General features: G+C 68.4%; 18 protein-coding genes. 9 read left to right on the forward strand and 9 right to left on the reverse strand.

Annotated elements, in window-relative coordinates:
• Positions 1 to 13 precede the first annotated feature (13 nt).
• The 6 genes from pstA to ASE34_RS15195 all read right to left on the reverse strand — a co-directional run bounded on the left by pstA (position 14) and on the right by ASE34_RS15195 (position 7,396).
• Positions 14 to 1,123: a phosphate ABC transporter permease PstA gene (pstA, locus tag ASE34_RS15170; protein ID WP_053097332.1), complete on the reverse strand. Its 1,110-nt coding sequence runs from the start codon at positions 1,121 to 1,123 to the stop codon at positions 14 to 16.
• A 1-nt stretch (position 1,124) separates the two neighbouring features.
• The gene (gene pstC / locus ASE34_RS15175) at positions 1,125 to 2,093 is read right to left on the reverse strand and encodes a phosphate ABC transporter permease subunit PstC (protein WP_053097329.1); all 969 of its coding nucleotides are present in this window, start codon (positions 2,091 to 2,093) and stop codon (positions 1,125 to 1,127) included.
• A gap of 129 nt (positions 2,094 to 2,222) precedes the next feature.
• A complete protein-coding gene (gene pstS, locus ASE34_RS15180; protein WP_053097327.1) occupies positions 2,223 to 3,326 on the reverse strand; it encodes a phosphate ABC transporter substrate-binding protein PstS in 1,104 nt (367 codons plus the stop codon).
• A gap of 192 nt (positions 3,327 to 3,518) precedes the next feature.
• Positions 3,519 to 4,496, reverse strand: a complete 978-nt coding sequence (locus ASE34_RS15185) for an NUDIX hydrolase (protein ID WP_053097325.1) — start codon at positions 4,494 to 4,496, stop codon at positions 3,519 to 3,521.
• On the reverse strand, positions 4,493 to 6,658 hold the full coding sequence (locus tag ASE34_RS15190; RefSeq protein ID WP_056279877.1) for an RNA degradosome polyphosphate kinase: 2,166 nt from the start codon (positions 6,656 to 6,658) through the stop codon (positions 4,493 to 4,495). The genes ASE34_RS15185 and ASE34_RS15190 overlap by 4 nt, the downstream gene beginning before the upstream one ends.
• A gap of 54 nt (positions 6,659 to 6,712) precedes the next feature.
• On the reverse strand, positions 6,713 to 7,396 hold the full coding sequence (locus ASE34_RS15195; RefSeq protein WP_053097321.1) for a winged-helix domain-containing protein: 684 nt from the start codon (positions 7,394 to 7,396) through the stop codon (positions 6,713 to 6,715).
• A 72-nt stretch (positions 7,397 to 7,468) separates the two neighbouring features.
• On the opposite strand from ASE34_RS15195, the gene ASE34_RS15200 reads away from it, so the two are divergent.
• The 3 genes from ASE34_RS15200 to ASE34_RS15210 all read left to right on the forward strand — a co-directional run bounded on the left by ASE34_RS15200 (position 7,469) and on the right by ASE34_RS15210 (position 9,646).
• The gene (locus ASE34_RS15200) at positions 7,469 to 7,756 is read left to right on the forward strand and encodes a hypothetical protein (protein ID WP_053099202.1); all 288 of its coding nucleotides are present in this window, start codon (positions 7,469 to 7,471) and stop codon (positions 7,754 to 7,756) included.
• 164 nt (positions 7,757 to 7,920) lie between these two features.
• Entirely contained in the window at positions 7,921 to 8,523 is a 603-nt protein-coding gene (locus ASE34_RS15205; RefSeq protein ID WP_053097319.1) for an FABP family protein, read from the forward strand.
• 1 nt (position 8,524) lies between these two features.
• A complete protein-coding gene (locus ASE34_RS15210) occupies positions 8,525 to 9,646 on the forward strand; it encodes a YgfZ/GcvT domain-containing protein (RefSeq protein ID WP_056279879.1) in 1,122 nt (373 codons plus the stop codon).
• 22 nt (positions 9,647 to 9,668) lie between these two features.
• On the opposite strand, the gene ASE34_RS15215 is transcribed toward ASE34_RS15210, so the two are convergent.
• Positions 9,669 to 10,493 (reverse strand): class I SAM-dependent methyltransferase, encoded by an 825-nt coding sequence (locus ASE34_RS15215; protein ID WP_056279881.1) that lies wholly within the window; start codon positions 10,491 to 10,493, stop codon positions 9,669 to 9,671.
• A 60-nt stretch (positions 10,494 to 10,553) separates the two neighbouring features.
• On the opposite strand from ASE34_RS15215, the gene ASE34_RS15220 reads away from it, so the two are divergent.
• Positions 10,554 to 11,303, forward strand: coding sequence for a phosphoglyceromutase (locus ASE34_RS15220; RefSeq protein ID WP_053097313.1), 750 nt, complete (start codon positions 10,554 to 10,556; stop codon positions 11,301 to 11,303).
• 61 nt (positions 11,304 to 11,364) lie between these two features.
• On the opposite strand, the gene phoU is transcribed toward ASE34_RS15220, so the two are convergent.
• Entirely contained in the window at positions 11,365 to 12,063 is a 699-nt protein-coding gene (gene phoU / locus ASE34_RS15225; RefSeq protein WP_053097311.1) for a phosphate signaling complex protein PhoU, read from the reverse strand.
• Between the two features lie 221 nt (positions 12,064 to 12,284).
• On the opposite strand from phoU, the gene ASE34_RS15230 reads away from it, so the two are divergent.
• Together ASE34_RS15230 and ASE34_RS15235 are read left to right on the forward strand one after the other, a co-directional pair.
• Entirely contained in the window at positions 12,285 to 13,502 is a 1,218-nt protein-coding gene (locus ASE34_RS15230; protein WP_053097309.1) for a sensor histidine kinase, read from the forward strand.
• Positions 13,499 to 14,182, forward strand: a complete 684-nt coding sequence (locus tag ASE34_RS15235; RefSeq protein WP_056279882.1) for a response regulator transcription factor — start codon at positions 13,499 to 13,501, stop codon at positions 14,180 to 14,182. Before ASE34_RS15230 ends, ASE34_RS15235 begins: the two co-directional genes overlap by 4 nt.
• Positions 14,183 to 14,273: 91 nt before the next feature.
• On the opposite strand, the gene ASE34_RS15240 is transcribed toward ASE34_RS15235, so the two are convergent.
• Positions 14,274 to 14,810 (reverse strand): hypothetical protein, encoded by a 537-nt coding sequence (locus ASE34_RS15240; protein ID WP_053097306.1) that lies wholly within the window; start codon positions 14,808 to 14,810, stop codon positions 14,274 to 14,276.
• Positions 14,811 to 14,946: 136 nt separating this feature from the next.
• On the opposite strand from ASE34_RS15240, the gene ASE34_RS15245 reads away from it, so the two are divergent.
• The 3 genes from ASE34_RS15245 to ASE34_RS15255 all read left to right on the forward strand — a co-directional run bounded on the left by ASE34_RS15245 (position 14,947) and on the right by ASE34_RS15255 (position 17,384).
• Positions 14,947 to 15,429 carry a CarD family transcriptional regulator gene (locus ASE34_RS15245; RefSeq protein WP_053097304.1) on the forward strand — a complete coding sequence of 161 codons (483 nt, stop codon included), beginning with the start codon at positions 14,947 to 14,949 and terminating at the stop codon, positions 15,427 to 15,429.
• 73 nt (positions 15,430 to 15,502) lie between these two features.
• Positions 15,503 to 16,702, forward strand: a complete 1,200-nt coding sequence (ispD, locus tag ASE34_RS15250; RefSeq protein ID WP_056280300.1) for a 2-C-methyl-D-erythritol 4-phosphate cytidylyltransferase — start codon at positions 15,503 to 15,505, stop codon at positions 16,700 to 16,702.
• Between the two features lie 91 nt (positions 16,703 to 16,793).
• Entirely contained in the window at positions 16,794 to 17,384 is a 591-nt protein-coding gene (locus tag ASE34_RS15255; RefSeq protein WP_056279884.1) for a short chain dehydrogenase, read from the forward strand.
• The last annotated feature ends 45 nt before the right edge of the window (positions 17,385 to 17,429 follow it).

The following is a 17,429-nucleotide window of genomic DNA, read 5'->3' on the forward strand; positions in this document are numbered from 1 at the left end:
CGGGTATGACGGCTCAGCGGCCGTTGATCTTGGGGGCGAACACCTTGGCGATGACGCGAGCCAGGAGGTTCAGCACCATCACGATGACGATCAGGGTGAGGGCGGCTGCCCAGGCCCGCTCGAGGTAGGCATCGACGGGGATGCCGGGGTATTTGGCCTGCATGTACGAGAACACCGGCAGTGTGGCCATCTGGCCGCTGAACATGTTCAGGTTCATGCCCTGCACGATTCCGACGGTGAGCAGCAGCGGGGCGGTCTCGCCGATCACTCGCGAGATGGCCAGCATGATGCTCGTCAGGATTCCGGCGATCGCGGTGGGCAGCACGACCTTGAGGATGGTGAGCCACTTCGGCACGCCGAGTGCGTAGGCCGCCTCGCGGAGCTCGTTCGGCACGATGCGCAGCAGCTCTTCCGAGCCGCGCACGACGACCGGGATCATCAGCACCGAGAGCGCGAGCGAACCCATGATGCCCATTCGCGTGCCCGGTCCGACGATGATCGAGAAGACCGAGTAGATGAAGAGACCGGCGACGATCGACGGGATGCCGGTCATGACGTCGACGAGGAAGGTGATGCCGCGCGCGAGCTTGCGGCCTTCGCCGTACTCGACGAGGTAGATCGAGGTCATCAGGCCGATCGGCACCGAGATGATCGTCGCGCCGAGGGTGATGAGCAGCGTGCCCCAGATGGCGTGCACCGCGCCGCCGCCCTCGCCGACGATGTTGCGCATCGAGAAGCTGAAGAACTCTCCGTCGAACCGCATGAGGCCGTTGACGACCACGGTGTAGAGCAGCGAGATCAGGGGCAGGAGCGCGACCACGAAGGCGCCGGAGACCAGCGCCGTCATGAGACGGTCGATCGCGTGGCGACGGCTCTCGACCACGGTGGAGATCACCATGATGAGCACCATGTAGAACAGCAGGCCGACGACGAGCGTCAGCGCGATGTTGAAGTCGGCGGGGTCGTTGCCCACGTTCATGAAGGCGAAGATCGTCGCCGACACGACGAATGCGACCAGCAGCAGTGCCCAGGGGGCCCACTTGGGCAGGTGGCCGGCCGAGGTGATGTGCGTCGGGGCGACGACGGACGCGGGCGACGGTGAGGGCGTGAGAGTGGCGGTCATGTCAGTTGGCTCCCGAGAACTCGGCGCGGCGCGAGACGATCCAGCGGGCCACGAAGTTGACCGCGAAGGTGACGATGAAGAGGATCAGACCCGCGGCGATCAGCGTGTTGACGCCTTCGTCGTGGGCTTCGGGGAACCGCAGCGCGATGATCGCAGGGATCGTCGTGGGGTTCTCCGGGTTGATCAGGTTGAAGGTGACGATGCCGAGCGGCGAGAGCACGAGGGTCACTGCCATCGTCTCGCCGAGTGCGCGACCGAGACCGAGCATCGCGCCCGACACCATTCCGCTGCGTGCGAAGGGGAGCACGGCCATCCGGACCATCTCCCAGCGCGTGGCTCCCAGCGCGAGGGCCGCCTCTTCGTGAAGCTTCGGCGTCTGCAGGAAGACCTCGCGGCAGATCGCGGTCATGATCGGCAGGATCATCACCGCGAGCACCAGGGAGGCGGTGAGGATCGTCTTGCCGGTTCCGGAGGGCGTTCCGCTGAAGAGCGGGATGAAGCCGAGGTTCGTGTTCAGCCACTTGTAGAAGGGCACGAGCATCGGCGCGAAGGTGAGCGCTCCCCAGAGGCCGAAGACGACCGAGGGCACGGCTGCCAGCAGGTCGATGATGTAGCCGAGGACGCCGGCGAGGCGGCGAGGGGCGTAGTGCGAGATGAAGAGCGCGATGCCGATGGCGATCGGGGCGGCGATGACGAGGGCGATGAAGCTCGACCACAGCGTTCCGAAGACGAACGGCCACACCCACGACAGGAACGACTGCCCTTCGAGGATGTGGTTGTTGGAGGTGTCGGACGACAGTGCGGGGATCGCCTGCACGATGAGGAAGACGGCCACCGCGGCGAGGGTGACGAGGATGATGATTCCCGCCGCCAGCGCGGTGCCCGAGAAGACGAGGTCGCCGCGGCGGCGGGGAGCGGTGCGCGTCCCGGTGGAACGGGTGGTATCGGGACCCGTTGAGGTTGTGGTCATCGGAGCGACTCCAGGCTCTGAGGGACGTTCGGGGTTTTCATGCGGGTGCCCCCGCGGTGTCGGTCGAGTCCTACGACCGACACCACGGGGGCGTCGGGACCGGGGCTCAGCGGTGTGCTGAGCCGTCGATCACTCCGTGACGATCGCGTCGATCGCCGTGTTGATCTGCTCGCGCAGGCTGTCCGAGATCGGGGCGCTGCCCGCGGCCTCTGCTGCAGCGTCCTGGCCCTCGGCCGACGCGACGTACTGGAAGTACGCCTTCACGAGACCGGCGGTCTCGGCGTCGTCGTACTCGACGCAGCCGATGAGGTACGAGACGAGTGCGATCGGGTACGAGCCGGCGGGCGCTGCGGCCGGGTCGACGGCGTACGCGAGGTCGTGGTCGGAGCGACCCTCCTCGAGCGGGGAAGCCTCGACGAGCGCTGCGGCTGCCTCGGCGGAGTACGCGACGTACTCGCCCTCGACCTCGACGGCGACCTGGCCCAGGTCAGCGGTGCGCGATGCGTCGGCGAAGCCGATGTAGCCGACACCGTTGGTGATCGCGTCGACGACGCCCGAGGTGCCGTCGCCGGCCTCACCGGTCGACAGCGGCCACTCGTCGCTGGCCTCGTAGGTCCACACGTCGGGGGCGACGGCGCTGAGGTACTTCGTGAAGGTCTCCTGCGTGCCCGACGCGTCTGCGCGGTGCACGGGGACGATCGCCTGGTCGGGAAGCTCCACGCCCTCGTTCTGCGAGGCGATGGCGGCGTCGTTCCAGTTGGTGATGGCGCCGGAGAAGATCTTCGCGATGGTCTGGCCGTCGAGGTTCAGCTCGTCGATGCCCTCGAGGTTGAACGCGACGGCGACGGGCGAGATGTAGACGGGGATCTCGACGATGTCGTCGGAGGTGCAGGAGCCGAAGCCGCCTGCGGCGAGCTCGTCGGCGTCGAACGCGCGGTCGGAGCCGATGAAGTTCGAGGAGCCGGCGATGAAGTTCTCGCGGCCGGTGCCCGAACCGGTGGCGGTGTAGTTCACCGTCGTGTCGGGGTTGGCGGTCTGGAATGCGGCGACCCAGGACTGCTGCGCGGCCTCCTGCGAGGAGGCGCCGGTGGCCTCGATCGTGCCGGAGAGCGTGGACTCGCTCGGGGCGTCGGTGGAGCCGCCGGTTCCGCCTTCGTTCGCGGCACAGCCGGCGAGTGCGAGAGCGGCAACGGCGCCGACGGCGCCGATACGTGCGATTCGGGAGATCTTCACTGTGGATCCTTCGATCTTTGATGGGTGGGGCCCGGTGCAGGGCACACAGTGACGCTATGTGCGGCGGTTAACGAGACTCTCCCGCGCAGGTGAACGGGAGGTGAACGGCACGCGTCTCTCTGGGGCATGCGAAAGGCCGCACCCGGAACCGGGTGCGGCCTTCCCACAGCTCGCAGCGCGAGCCGGTCCGTGTCACGCCTTGGGGATGTGCGTCTCGATCGCGATGATCCCCGACCCCGGATTCGACGCCGAGAGGTGGACGACCGAGAAGGCGGCCGGTTCGAGGTCGGCTGCGCTGCTCACGTACGAGCCGCGGACGGTGCCGGTCGCCAGCGCGATCTCCGTCAGGATTCCGGGGAGGACCGGGCCATGGCTGCACAGCACCGCGGGCTTGCCGGAGCGCACGCGCCGGCCGACCACGGAACGCAGATCGTCGTCGCCGTCCTCCCACGCATCCTGACTGATCTTCGGGGTGGTGACGGTCTTGCGGTCGAGGGCTTTCGCGAGGGGCGCCACGGTCTGCATGCAGCGCACGGCATCGCTCGTGATGATCTTGCGCACACCGAAGGCCCGCAGCGGACCGACGATCGACTTCGCCTGCTGCTCGCCGCGGTCTGTCAGAGGCCGTGCGGCATCCGCCCCGTCCCAGTCCGAGCGCGACAGCGCCTTCGCATGACGCAGAGCGATGATCGGGAAGGTGCGCAGCACGCCGTCGTCGACGAGCTGCGTGAAGAAGTCGAGGATCTCGATGTCGACGGGGTAGCTCAGCCGGGCGCGGGCCTTCTTGACGCTCACCCATTCGAGCGCGGCGATCTCGCGGTTCGGCACGAAGGTCGAGGCGCGGATCGCGTCGGCCGTCGCCTCGGCCGCCCAGTAGTGCACGACCTTCTGCTTGCTCGACGGCAGGTGGTACCGACTGACGCCGACGGGCACGCCGAGGGAGACGCGGATGCCGGTCTCCTCATGCACCTCGCGCACCGCGGTCTCGGCGAGCATCTCGCCAGGATCCACCTTGCCCTTGGGGAGCGTGACGTCGCGGTACTTCGTGCGATGGATCAGGAGGATGCGCAGCTTGCCGTCGATGAGCCTCCACACGACCGCGCCGGCCGCATACACGGCCTTGTCCGTCCATTTCGACCGTGCGGTCTGGGTGCTCGTGTGCGCGCTCATCGAACCGCCCGTGCTCGACGACGCCGCTGGATCAACCCCATGGTCTTGTCCTGCAGGTCGACGAGGGGCTTGCCTGCGGCATCCTCGGCGTGGCGGGTCCAGACGCCGTCGGCTCCGAGGCGCCACGACGTGGTTCCCGGGTCCATGGCGAGATCGAAGAAATCGAGCAGATCCTTCATGTGGACGGGGTCGGTGACGCGCACCAGCGCCTCGACGCGGCGGTCGAGGTTGCGATGCATCATGTCGGCGCTGCCGATGTAGACCTGGGCGTCGCCGTCGTTGTGGAATGCGAAGATGCGCGAGTGCTCGAGGTACCGGCCGAGGATGCTGCGGACGGTGATGTTGTCGCTGATGCCCTCGAGGTCGGTGCGCAGGCTGCAGATCCCACGGACCCACACGTCGACCTTCACGCCGGCGGCGCTGGCGCGGTACAGCGCGTCGATGACCTCTTCGTCGACCATCGAGTTCACCTTGATGCGGATGCCGGCGGGCTTGCCGTCCTCGGCATTGCGGCGCTCGTGGTCGATCTGGCGCACCAGTCCCTTGCGCAGGTGAAGCGGCGCCACGAGGAGGCGCTTGAACTTCTTCTCGATCGCGTAGCCGCTGAGCTCGTTGAACAGACGCGTGAGGTCCTTGCCCACCTGGGCGTCGGTGGTGAACAGCCCGAAGTCCTCGTAGATGCGGCTGGTCTTCGGGTTGTAGTTGCCCGTGCCGATGTGCGAGTAGTGGCGCAGCACGCCGTCCTCCTCGCGGATGACGAGGGCGAGCTTGCAGTGGGTCTTGAGTCCGACGAGGCCGTAGACGACGTGGACTCCCGCCTTCTCGAGCTTGCGCGCCCAGACGATGTTGTTGGCCTCGTCGAAGCGGGCCTTGACCTCGACCAGCGCCAGCACCTGCTTGCCGGACTCGGCGGCGTTGATCAGCGCCTCGACGATCGGGCTGTCACCCGAGGTGCGATAGAGCGTCTGCTTGATGGCCAGCACGTGCGGGTCGCGCGCCGCCTGCTCGAGGAACGCCACGACGCTGGTGGTGAACGACTCGTACGGGTGGTGCACGAGCACGTCCGACTTGCGGATCGCCTTGAAGATGTCGGCCCGCGTGTTGCTGCCGGTGGGCTGGAAGGCGACCGCGGTGGTGGGCAGATGCGGCGGGTAGCGGAGATCGGGTCGGTCGATGCGCGACAGGTCGAACAGGCCGCGCAGATCGAGCGGCCCGGGCAGGCGGTAGATCTCCTGGTCGGTGATCTCGAGCTCGCGCACGAGGAGGTCCATCGTGACCTCGTCCATGTCGTCCGTGATCTCGAGGCGGATGGGCGGGCCGAAGCGGCGCCGCAGCAGCTCGGCCTCGAGCGCCTGGATGAGGTTCTCGCTCTCGTCCTCCTCGATCTCCACGTCCTCGTTGCGGGTCAGGCGGAAGGCGTGGTGATCGAGGACCTCCATACCGGGGAAGAGGTCGCCGAGGTGGTTGGCGATCAGTTCCTCGAGCGTCAGGAAGCGCTTGATCTCGCCGGTTCCGGGCACCTCGACGAAGCGGGGAAGCATGGGCGGCACCTTGAGGCGGGCGAACTCCTGGCGGCCGGTGCGGGCGTTGCGGATGCGGATGGCGAGGTTGAGCGACAGTCCCGAGATGTACGGGAAGGGGTGCGCGGGGTCGACCGCGAGCGGCATGAGGACGGGGAAGACCTGCGCGCCGAAGTACTCGGAGAGCTTGGACCGCTCGTCGTCGCTGAGCTCGGACCATTCGGTGATCTCGATGCCGGATTCGGCGAGAGCCGGTCGCACCAGCGACTTCCACGCGTCGGCGTGGCGCAGCTGCAGCGCGTGCGCCTCGCGAGCGATGTCGGCGAGGGCGTCGGCGGGGGAGCGGCCGATGTTGGTGGGCACGGCCAGGCCGGTCACGATGCGACGCTTGAGCCCGGCGACGCGGACCATGAAGAACTCATCGAGGTTGCTCGCGAAGATGGCGAGGAAGTTCGCGCGCTCGAGTTCGGGGAGCGAGGGATCCTCCGCCAGCTCGAGCACGCGCTGGTTGAACGCGAGCCAGCTCAGCTCACGATCGAGGTAGCGGTGGTCGGGGAGGAGCGCGTCCGGGGACTCGATGGCATCGAAGTCGTCATCTTCAGCGTCACCGAGACCTGCGTCGGCGAGTGCGGGATCGATCATGGGGTACATCTAAGCACCGTGAGGTGTCGCGCGCGTGAACTGACCTCTCGTGCGTCAGCGCGCAGCGGCGACCGGCTCCTCGTCGTAGACGTTGAATCGGTAGCCGACGTTGCGCACCGTGCCGATGATCTGCTCCTGGTCGCCCAGCTTCGCCCGCAGTCGGCGGACGTGCACGTCGACCGTTCTGGTGCCGCCGAAGTAGTCGTATCCCCACACCTCGCTGAGCAGCTGCTCGCGGGTGAACACGCGAGAGGGGTGCGTGGCGAGGAAGTGCAGCAGCTGGAACTCCTTGTAGGTGAGGTCCAACGGGCGTCCGCGGAGCTTCGCCGAATAGGACTGCTCGTCGATCGTGACGCCCGACGCCTGTACGCGGGTCGGTTCGGCGACCTCGTCACGGCGTGCGAGTGCGAGCCTGACCCGCGCGTCGGTCTCGGCCGGCCCCGCAGTCGACAGCAGCACGTCGTCGATGCCCCACTCGCCCGAGAGGGCGCTCATGCCGCCCTCGGTGACGACGAGCAGCAGCGGGGCGTCCTGCCCTGTGGCCCGCAGCAGGCGGCAGAGGGACTTCGCCCCGACGAGATCGAGACGACCGTCGACGATCACGATGTCGTACTCGGGGGCGCTCACGAGTTGGGCGGGCTCGGCCGGGATCTGACGCACTCGATGGCTGAGGAGCTCGAGTGCGGGCAGGACCTGCTCCGAGACCGGAGCATTGGTCAACACCAGGACCTGGGCCACACGCACTCCTTCCGGACGGCGGGGTACGCCGTGCCGCAATGATACCGGGCGCTGATGGGTGACAATGGAGTCATGACGGATCCAGCGCTCGCACCGCGTAATGCTTTCGTCGGCGTGCTCATCGTCTGGGCCGTCGCCTTGGTGGCCGCTGTCGGCGTGGGCATCTTCGTCGCCGAGGAGTGGCGGGTGCCGTGGCTGCTCGTCGCGTTCGGCGCGATCGTGCTCCTCTCCTTCGCCGTGCAGCTGCAGTACGGGCGCACACAGGGCTTCATCTTCCGTGTGGGTGCCAGCACGATCGGTGCGCTGCTGCTGATGGGCGTGATCTCCGTCGGCTTCGGCCTGGCCGCACTCCTCACCTGATCCGCAGACGAGACACCGGGTCTACCGCAGGGTAAAGTGGTGGCCATGGACCTCATGGCGCTCGAACTCTTCTTCATCGGCCTCCTGGGCCTGGCGAGCCTCGCGATCGCCTTCGTCTCGGTCGTCGTGCTGAGAAACCTCTTCCGCGGCCAGCGCTGAGCATCGTGCTCGAGCTCCCCACCGATCTCCCCGCCGACCTCGCGCCGCTCTCGTGGCTCATCGGCGTCTGGGAGGGAACCGGCGTCATCGACTATCCGGTCGGCGACGAGCGTCTACAGGGTGAGTTCACGCATCGCGTGAGCTTCAGCCACGACGGCGGCCCGTTCCTCAACTACTCGGCCACTGCGACGTTCACCGGCGACGACCAGGCGGTCTCCCTCCCGCTCGTCGCCGAGACCGGTTTCTGGAGACTCAGCCGTCCGGCCACCGCCGCCGATCCCGGCCCCGGGCTGCTGCCGCCGCTGACCGAGCCGGTCACGCGCGGCGTCGACGACGTCGAGCAACTGCGCGCGGCATCGGGCGGATTCCCGATCGAGGTCTCTCTCGCACACGCCGACGGGACGCTCGAGCTCTACCTCGGCGAGATCAACGGTCCGCGCATCGACATCGCCTCCGACGCGATCGTCCGCGGTGCGGGTGCCAAGGAGTACGGCGCCGCGACGCGCATGTACGGACTCGTCGACAACCACCTGCTCTGGGCCTGGGACATCGCGGCTCTCGGCACTCCTATGCGGGCGCACGCGTCGGCACGATTGGCCAAGGTCTGACATGACCGGTTTCTCCGGCATCCCCGGCGCTGTGACCGGCGACGGCGGGATCGCCCACTTCGGCGACGCGTTCCGTGAGCAGCGTCGCCTCGCCTCAGGCGGGGCGATCGTGCCGCTCGACGACCGGACGGTCATCGAGGTCGCGGGCCCCGAACGACTCGGATGGTTGGATTCCATCACCTCGCAGTCCGTCGGTCGGCTCGCGCCCGGCGAGAGCACCGAGATGCTCGTGCTCGATCCCCAGGGGCGCGTCGAGCACGCCGCCGGCGTCCTCGACGACGGGGCATCGACCTGGCTCATCGCGGATGCCGGCGACGCCGAGGCGTTGGCGACCTGGCTGACGCGGATGAAGTTCCGCACACAGGCCACCGTCGCGGTGCGTCCCGATCTCGCGCTGCTCGGCTTCGTCGACGGAGGCGCGGCGGCTGAGCGTGGGACTGCTGCGGCATCCGCTCCTGCAGGCGCACCGCTGATCTGGACCGATCCGTGGCAGCGCGTGAGCGCGGGCGGTCACCAGTACGCCGAGGTCCTCGATCACCCGGGTGCAGACCTCGCCTGGAAGGTGGCCATCGCGACCGCCGAGGCAGCAGATGCGCTGGCAGCGACGCTCTCACCGGAAGAGGTCGCCGGACTCCTCGCCGCCGAGGCACTGCGCATCGCCGCCTGGCGACCGCGGTGGTCGGCCGAGGTCGACGAGCGCTCGCTGCCGCACGAGTCCGACTGGATCCGCACCGCCGTGCACCTCAACAAGGGCTGCTACCGCGGACAGGAGACCGTCGCGAAGGTCCACAACCTGGGTCACCCGCCGCGCAGGCTCGCGGCACTGCACCTCGACGGCAGCGAGGCCGTGCTGCCCGCGGTCGGCGATGCGGTGCTCGCGGGCGACGACGAGGTCGGTCACATCACGTCGGTCGCCCGGCACCATGAAGACGGACCCATCGCGCTCGCGATCCTGTCGCGTCGCACGCCGGTCGGCGATCTCGTCGTCCGCGCCGAGGGGGTCGACATCGCCGCGACGCAGCAGGTGATCGTGCCGGCGGATGCCGGTGCCACGGCCGACATCCCTCGTATCACCCGACTGTCCCGACGCCCGAGCGCACCGGATCCGCGCCAGGCGGGCTGACTCGCGGGGCGAGAAGCTCCCTTCAGGGGAGCGGCGCGACCGCATCCCAGGGGAGCGTGAGCTCACCGAGTCGCCACCGGCTCTTGACGCCGAGCACGGGCCAGCCCTGATCGCGCAGAGCGGCGACCGCGCCCAGGAATCTCTGCGTCGCTCCGAAGGCCGACAACGGCGCCGCACGGCTCCACTCGCGATCGAGGTCGACGAGCAGGGCGTGCACGCGCTCGCCGGGCACGTTGCGGTGGATCAGCGCTTTCGGCAGCCGCTCCGCGACGATGCTCGGATGCTCGAGATCCGCGAGACGCAGCGAGATCGTGAACCGGAGCGGCGATGCGGTCGGGTCGACGTCGACCCAGCTCGACACCCGACCGATCTCGTCGCAGGTGCCCTCGACGAGCAGGCCCTCGGGAGCGAGGCGCCCGGCCATCGTGCTCCAGGCCGCGGCGACATCGGACTCGTCGTACTGGCGGAGCACGTTCATCGCGCGGATCACCGCGGGGCGCCGCCCGGCAGGCAGAGGCACCTCGAATCCACCGCGGGCGAAGGAGACGCGCAGATCGGGCGAGAAGGCGGTGTTCCCTGCCTGCACCTCGACCAGCTGCTGAGTCGCGGTCGCGACTCTGACCGGATCGATCTCGAGGCCGCGCACCTCGGCATCCGCTCGCACGCGCTGCAGTCGGGTGGCGAGCTCGAAGGCGGTCACCCCGCTGGCGCCGTAGCCGAGGTCGATGACGAGCGGATCCACGGCGCGGCGGAACGCGGGGCTCACCGCGATCCAGCGGTCGTTGCGGCGCAGCCTGTTCGTCCCGGTGGTGCCGCGGGTCGGCCGACCGAGGGGAGATGACGCCATGCGTCAATCCTCGCAGGGCATGGGCGTGTACGCGTCCGGCTGCGCCGATAAACTGGGGCCATGACTTCGAAGCGCACCCTGATCCTGCTCCGTCACGGCCGGAGCGAGTGGAACGAACTGAACCTCTTCACCGGATGGGTGGACGTCCGCCTGAACGAGCAGGGCCGGAACGAGGCCCGCCGAGGCGGCGAGCTCCTGGCCGAGGCGGGCATCCTGCCCGACGTGCTGCACACCTCGCTGCTCAGCCGTGCGATCCAGACCGCGAACATCGCGCTCGACGCGGCCGACCGCCTGTGGATCCCGGTCACGCGCTCGTGGCGCCTCAACGAGCGTCACTACGGCGCTCTGCAGGGCAAGGACAAGGCGCAGACGCTCGAGGAGTTCGGTCCGGAGCAGTTCCAGCTGTGGCGCCGTTCGTTCGACGTGCCGCCGCCCGTGCTCGACGACGACAGCGAGTTCAGCCAGGTGAATGACGTGCGCTACGCCGGCATCGACGGCGAGGTGCCGCGGACGGAGTCGCTGAAGCTCGTCATCGATCGCCTGCTGCCGTACTGGGACGACGCGATCGTCCCCGACCTCGAAGCAGGCAAGACGGTCCTCGTCACCGCGCACGGCAACTCGCTGCGCGGCCTCGTGAAGCACCTCGAGGGCATCAGCGACGATGACATCGCCGAGCTGAACATCCCCACCGGTATCCCGCTCGTGTACGAGCTCGACGAGAACAACGTCCCCACCGGTCCCGGCCGCTACCTCGACCCCGAGGCTGCCGCCGCCGGTGCTGCCGCCGTGGCAGCGCAGGGCAAGAAGTAACACCGCAGACGAAGGGGGCGGATGCTGACAGCATCCGCCCCCTTCGTCGTGTCATCGGCGCTCAGGCGTGGCCGAGCTCCTGCTGCTGCTCGACCGCGAGGGCGATGTCCTCCTCCTCGATGCGCCAGTCGCCGGTCGCCAGGTAGATGACCTTCTTGGCGACCGCGACCGCGTGGTCTGCGAAGCGCTCGTGGTAGCGGCTGGCGAGCGTCGCGTCGACCGTCGCCGTGGCCTCGCCCTTCCAGTTGTCGCTGAGCACCTTCTCGAAGACGCTGGCGTGCAGCTCGTCGATGTCGTCGTCGGTGTTGCGGATGGTGTCGGCCAGCTTCAGGTCCTGGGTTCGCAGCAGCTCGGAGAGCGTGCGCGAGATCTCGACGTCCAGCTCGCCCATCTTCGTGAAGGTGCCCTTGAGGCCCTTCGGGATCGCGCGCTCGGGGAAGCGCAGGCGTGCGAGCTGGGCGATGTGCTCGGACATGTCGCCCATGCGCTCGAGCGAGGCGCTCACGCGCAGCGCGGTGACGACGACGCGCAGGTCGCGCGCGACCGGCTGCTGGCGGGCCAGGATCTCGATGGCCTGCTCGTCGAGCGCCACGGCCAGCGCATCGATCTTGGCGTCATCGGCGATGACCTCTTCGGCCAGCTCGACATCGCTCGTGGCGAAGGAGCGGGTGGCCTTGTCGATGGAGACCGTGACGAGGTCGGCGATCTCCACGAGCTGGGACTGCAGGTCCTCGAGGGACTGATGGAAGACTTCGCGCATGTCGGCGCAACCTTTCGTTCGGGTCTCGGCTGTGGTGTCAACGCGAGACGGCCGGGCCGCTCGCACGAGAGGAGAGCACAGCGCTCCCGCACAGGCCCGAAAGCGATTGTCTGCTCCGAAGGTTAACGAACGGTGCCCAGCACGTGAATAGTACTTCTCGCCGTGGCTCAGGGGCGCGCGAACCCGCCGATCCGCGGGTGAACGCACTCTACGCTGGGGTTATGACCTTGCCGCAGATCGCGCTGCTCGCGTTGGCCGTCGGCCTCGTGATCGGCGTCGGCCTCTCCCTTCTCGTGGCCTGGGCATACCGTGCGCGGGCGCGCGTGGCCGATGAGACCTCGCTCGTGGTCCCGGACGGTGTGACCGCCGTGCTCGGCAGCATGGACGATGCGGCATGCGTGGTCGACTCCTCCGGACTCGTGCTCGCCGTCTCGAAGGCGGCGACCAGGTTCGGCATCGAGGTGGGCGCACCCCTGGAGAACCCCGAGCTGCGTCAGCTCGTGCGTGGCGGACGCATCGAGGGCAGTTCGGCGACCGAGTCGCTGCGCATCACGCGCGGCGGGCTCAGCCTCGATCCACGGCTCGTGTCGGCTCGGGCGAGCGCCATCAGTCCGCGCATGACGCTGCTGATCATCCGCGACGTCACGGAGCAGGAGCGCCTCGATCAGATGCGCCGAGACTTCGTGGCGAACACCAGCCACGAACTCAAGACCCCTGTGGGAGCCGTCACTCTGCTCGCCGAGGCGATCGAATCGGCGGCCGACGACCCTGCTCAGGTGCGCCACTTCGCCACCCGGATCTCGGCCGAAGCCGCACGTCTCGGTCAGCTGACCGGTCGGATCATGAGTCTCTCGAGACTGCAGACCGACGATGCGCTGTCCGATGTGCGGCCCGTCTCGATCGACGAGGTTCTCGCCACCGCGCTCGAGGCGCACGTGGTGCAGGCCGACTCCGCCGGGGTCGAACTCGCCCGCGGTGGCGATCGCGGAGTCTGGGTGCGCGGCGACTCGCAGATCCTCATCGAGGCCTTCGGCAACCTCATCGCCAACGCGATCGTCTACTCCCCGAAGGGATCGCGCGTCGGCATCGGTGTGAAGGCCGATGAAGGGGTGGTCGAAGTGGCGGTCTCGGACCAGGGCATCGGGATCGCGGAGGCGGATCGGGAGCGGATCTTCGAGCGCTTCTACCGGGCGGACGAGGCGCGGTCCCGCCGCACCGGCGGAACGGGGCTCGGACTCTCGATCGTCAAGCATGCGACACAGCGCCACGGCGGCGAAGTACGCCTCTGGTCGCGCCCCGGACGAGGCTCGACCTTCACCATCAGGCTTCCGAGGATCGACGCTCCCCCGAGCATCGACAAGGACCAGAAGAACAAGAAGAAGCGCGAGCGCAAAGCGGCCAAGGCCGCTGCTCGCGTCCGAAACGGAGAGAACGCATGACCCGCATCCTTCTCGTCGAAGACGAGCCCGACCTCGCCGACCCGCTCGCCTACCTCCTGCGCCGAGAGGGGTACGAGGTCGAGATCGCCGAGGACGGTCCAGGGGCGCTGGCCGCCTTCCGCGAGTGCGGCGCCGACGTCGTGCTCCTCGACCTGATGCTGCCTGGCATGCCGGGCACCGAGGTGTGCCGGCAGATCCGCTCGACCTCGGCGGTGCCGATCATCATGGTCACGGCCAAGGACTCGGAGGTGGACATCGTCGTCGGACTCGAGCTCGGCGCCGACGACTACGTCACAAAGCCGTACTCGTCCCGCGAGCTGCTCGCCCGGATGCGCGCGGTCCTTCGTCGCGTGGTGCAGGCCGACAGCGAGCTCGACGAGCGCGTGCTCGACGGGGGACGCGTCTCGCTCGACATCGATCGCCACACCGTCTCGGTCGCCGGACAGCAGATCAACATGCCTCTGAAGGAATTCGAGCTCCTCGAGGTGCTGATGCGCAATTCGGGTCGAGTGCTCACGCGCGGTCAGCTGATCGACCGCGTGTGGGGGAGCGACTACTTCGGAGACACGAAGACGCTCGACGTGCACATCAAGCGGATCCGCTCCCGCATCGAGGAGAACCCGGGGGAGCCCGTCATGCTCGTCACGGTTCGCGGTCTCGGGTACCGCTTCGAGGGCTGACGCAGTCGTCGGACGGCACGCCCGTCCCCATGACGGAGAAGAGGCCGGCACCCCGCAGGGTGTCGGCCTCTTCGTCAGCGTATGCGCCGGCTCACTCCGCCGGAGCGGGGGCAGCCGTGTCCGTGGGGGCCGGCTCGGGCGTCGGTGTCGACTTCTGCTCCGTGGGCACGAGGTCGGCGTAGTACGGCAGAGTGCCGTCGAGAACGGGAACCTGAGTCTTCGTGCCGGCACCGTCGCCCGACTGGAAGTGGATCTCGATGGTCGCGCCGGGCATGGTGTCGAGTCCGTCGATGCGCAGCGGTTCCTCGTCGGCACCGAAGCTGACGGTCTTGCCCGCGGGCACGGAGACGGTGAACGGCTCATCGGAGCCCGACACGGTCATCGTGAGCGTCGCCTTGTCGGCGGTCGGGTTGACCACGGCGCCGATGAAGTTGCCGACCGATCCGTCTTCGTTCGCGACGATGAAGGCATTGCGCACGTCGATGGGACCGTCGGAGTCCGAGACGTTGACGCCGTCGGAGGCGGAGTATTCGATCGTCGTCGCCTGCGGCGAGATGAACGTGCAGCCCGTCGCGCCCAGAAGAACGAGGGCGCTGATGGCGGCAGACGCAACAAGGCGCGATTTCACGGGTCCTCCTGAGGTACGACGGGATATCCGCGTCCCATTCTATGCGCATGCGGGGCACCGCCCGAGGACGCGGCGGCGCGAACCTTAGCGCATGTCCCCTGTGGTATCCTTGAGGTTGCCGAAAGGACAAGTTTTTATGCTTTTTGAGGTTGGCGAAACTGTCGTCTATCCGCACCATGGCGCTGCGACCATCATCGAGGTCAAGGAGCGCATCATCAAGGGTGAGGCGAAGAAATACCTGAAGCTCAACGTGACCCAGGGGGACCTCATCATCGAGGTGCCTGCGGAGAACGTCGATCTGGTCGGGGTCCGCGATGTCATCGGCCGGGAGGGGCTCGACAACGTGTTCGAGGTGCTCCGCGCTCCGTTCACCGAAGAGCCCACGAACTGGTCTCGTCGTTACAAGGCGAACCTCGAGAAGCTCGCCTCCGGCGACGTGATCAAGGTGAGCGAGGTCGTCCGCGACCTGTGGCGTCGGGATCAGGACCGCGGTCTGTCGGCCGGTGAGAAGCGGATGCTGGCGAAGGCTCGTCAGATCCTCATCTCGGAGCTGGCTCTGGCGGAGAAGACCGACGAGGACAAGGCGAGCGCGCTGCTCGACGAGGTCCTCGCTTCCTGAGCGGATCGAGACAAGGCGGGTGCTTCGGCATCCGCCTTTTTTCGTGCGCGCCGGTAACGTGAACCTGGTGAGCATGCTTCCCGTCCCTGACACCGCGATCATCGTCGTCGCCGCCGGCTCCGGCACGCGACTGGATGCCGGAGCGCCCAAGGCGTTCGTCGGCATCGACAGCCATTCGATCCTCCGCCACGCGCTCGACGGCGTCTTCGCGGCGGCGCCCGCGCAGGTCATCGTGGTCGCCCCCGCAGGGTTCGAGGGCGACGCGGAGACCGAGGTGCGTGCTGCGGCCGGCGATCGCGTCGACCTCGGCAGGGTCGTGACGGGCGGAGAGACCAGGCAGCAGTCGGTCGCCGCCGGTCTGAAGGCCCTGTGGGGAGACATCACGCGAGTTGTCGTGCATGACGCGGCGCGCGCGCTGACCCCGCCGGAAGTGATCGACGCCGTGGCCCGGGCGATCGACGGCGAGACAGGGGTCATCCCGACGCTCCCCGTCGTCGACACGCTCAAGCGGGTCGACGGAGACGCGGTCATCGCGCCGGTGGATCGCTCCGAGCTCGCGGCAGCGCAGACGCCGCAGGGGTTTCCGCGAGCCTTGCTCGAGGCCGCCTACGATGCTGCGAGCGGCTCGGACGTCGAGTACACCGATGATGCGGCGCTGTTCGCCGCTGCCGGACACCTCGTGCGTCAGATCCCGGGTTCACCCAGCGGATTCAAGATCACCACGCCCGCCGACCTCGAGCGCGCCCGCCAGCTGCTGGCGGCTGTCGCCGTTCCGGCACCCGAGCTCGCCCCGACGTGGACGGGGCCCCGGGTCGGCCTCGGCACCGACGTGCATGCATTCGGTGGAGACGGGAACCTGTGGCTCGCCGGCCTGCAGTGGCCGGGGGAGCCGGCGCTCTCCGGGCACTCCGACGGCGATGCCGTCGCTCACGCGATCGTGGACGCGCTGCTCGGCGCAGCAGGGCTCGGAGACATCGGCGAGCACTTCGGCACCGCACACCCCGAGTACGCCGGCGCACACGCGGACGTCTTCCTCGCCCGCACCCGGGAGATCCTCACCGAGGCCGGTTTCGCGATCGGCAACGTCTCGGCGCAGTTCCAGGGCAATCGACCGCGCTTCAGCACGCGACGCGCGGAGGCGGAGCAGGTCCTGTCCACCGCGCTCGGTGGCGCGCCGGTCTCCGTCACGGCGACCACGACCGACGGACTCGGGTTTCCCGGGCGAGGCGAGGGGATCGCGGTGACGGCAGTCGCGATGGTGCATGCGGTCTGACAGGCGTCGCGGATTGCGCGGGAATGTCTCAGCATCCGCGCTCGTTGTCGGAGAACGTCGTGCGATCGTCGCGCGATCCGGAGGAGGCAGCATGAGGATCCTGGTCATCGGAGCCAGTGGACAGGTCGGCCGCACGGCCGTCGACGCGTTGGCCGGACACGAGGTCATCTCGGCGTCGCGCAGCAGCGAGCCGTCCGTCGATGTCACCGACTCGGCGTCGGTGGAGCACCTCTTCGCCTCGGTCGGACAGATCGATGCCGTGATCGTCGCCGTGGGAGAGGTGCCCTTCCGCTCGCTCGACGAGCTGAGCCGGAGCGACTACGAAGCGGCTTTCCGTGGCAAGGTGCTGTCGCAGCTCGACGTCGTGCGCATCGGCACGTCGTATGTGCGCGACGGCGGCTCGATCACGCTGACCTCCGGCATCCTCTCGCGCGAGCCGATCGCCACCGGCGCCGCGGCGTCGCTCGCGAACGGAGCCATCGAGTCCTTCGTCGTCGCCGCGGCGACCGAGCTGCCCCGCGGCATCCGCATCAACGCCGTGAGCCCGTCGGTGCTCGCGGATGCGCCGTCGTATCACTCGTCGTTCCCCGGCTTCGTGCCCGTGTCGTCGCACCGCGTGGGGCAGGCCTTCGCGAAGAGCGTGCTCGGCGTGCAGACCGGGCAGGTCTACCCGGTCGACTGAGCGGCGGCAGGGCCGGGGTCACACCCAGTCTTCGGATTGCGCCGC

Origin of the sequence: Microbacterium sp. Root280D1, assembly GCF_001428975.1 — a bacterium.
In the GTDB taxonomy this organism is placed as follows: domain Bacteria; phylum Actinomycetota; class Actinomycetes; order Actinomycetales; family Microbacteriaceae; genus Microbacterium.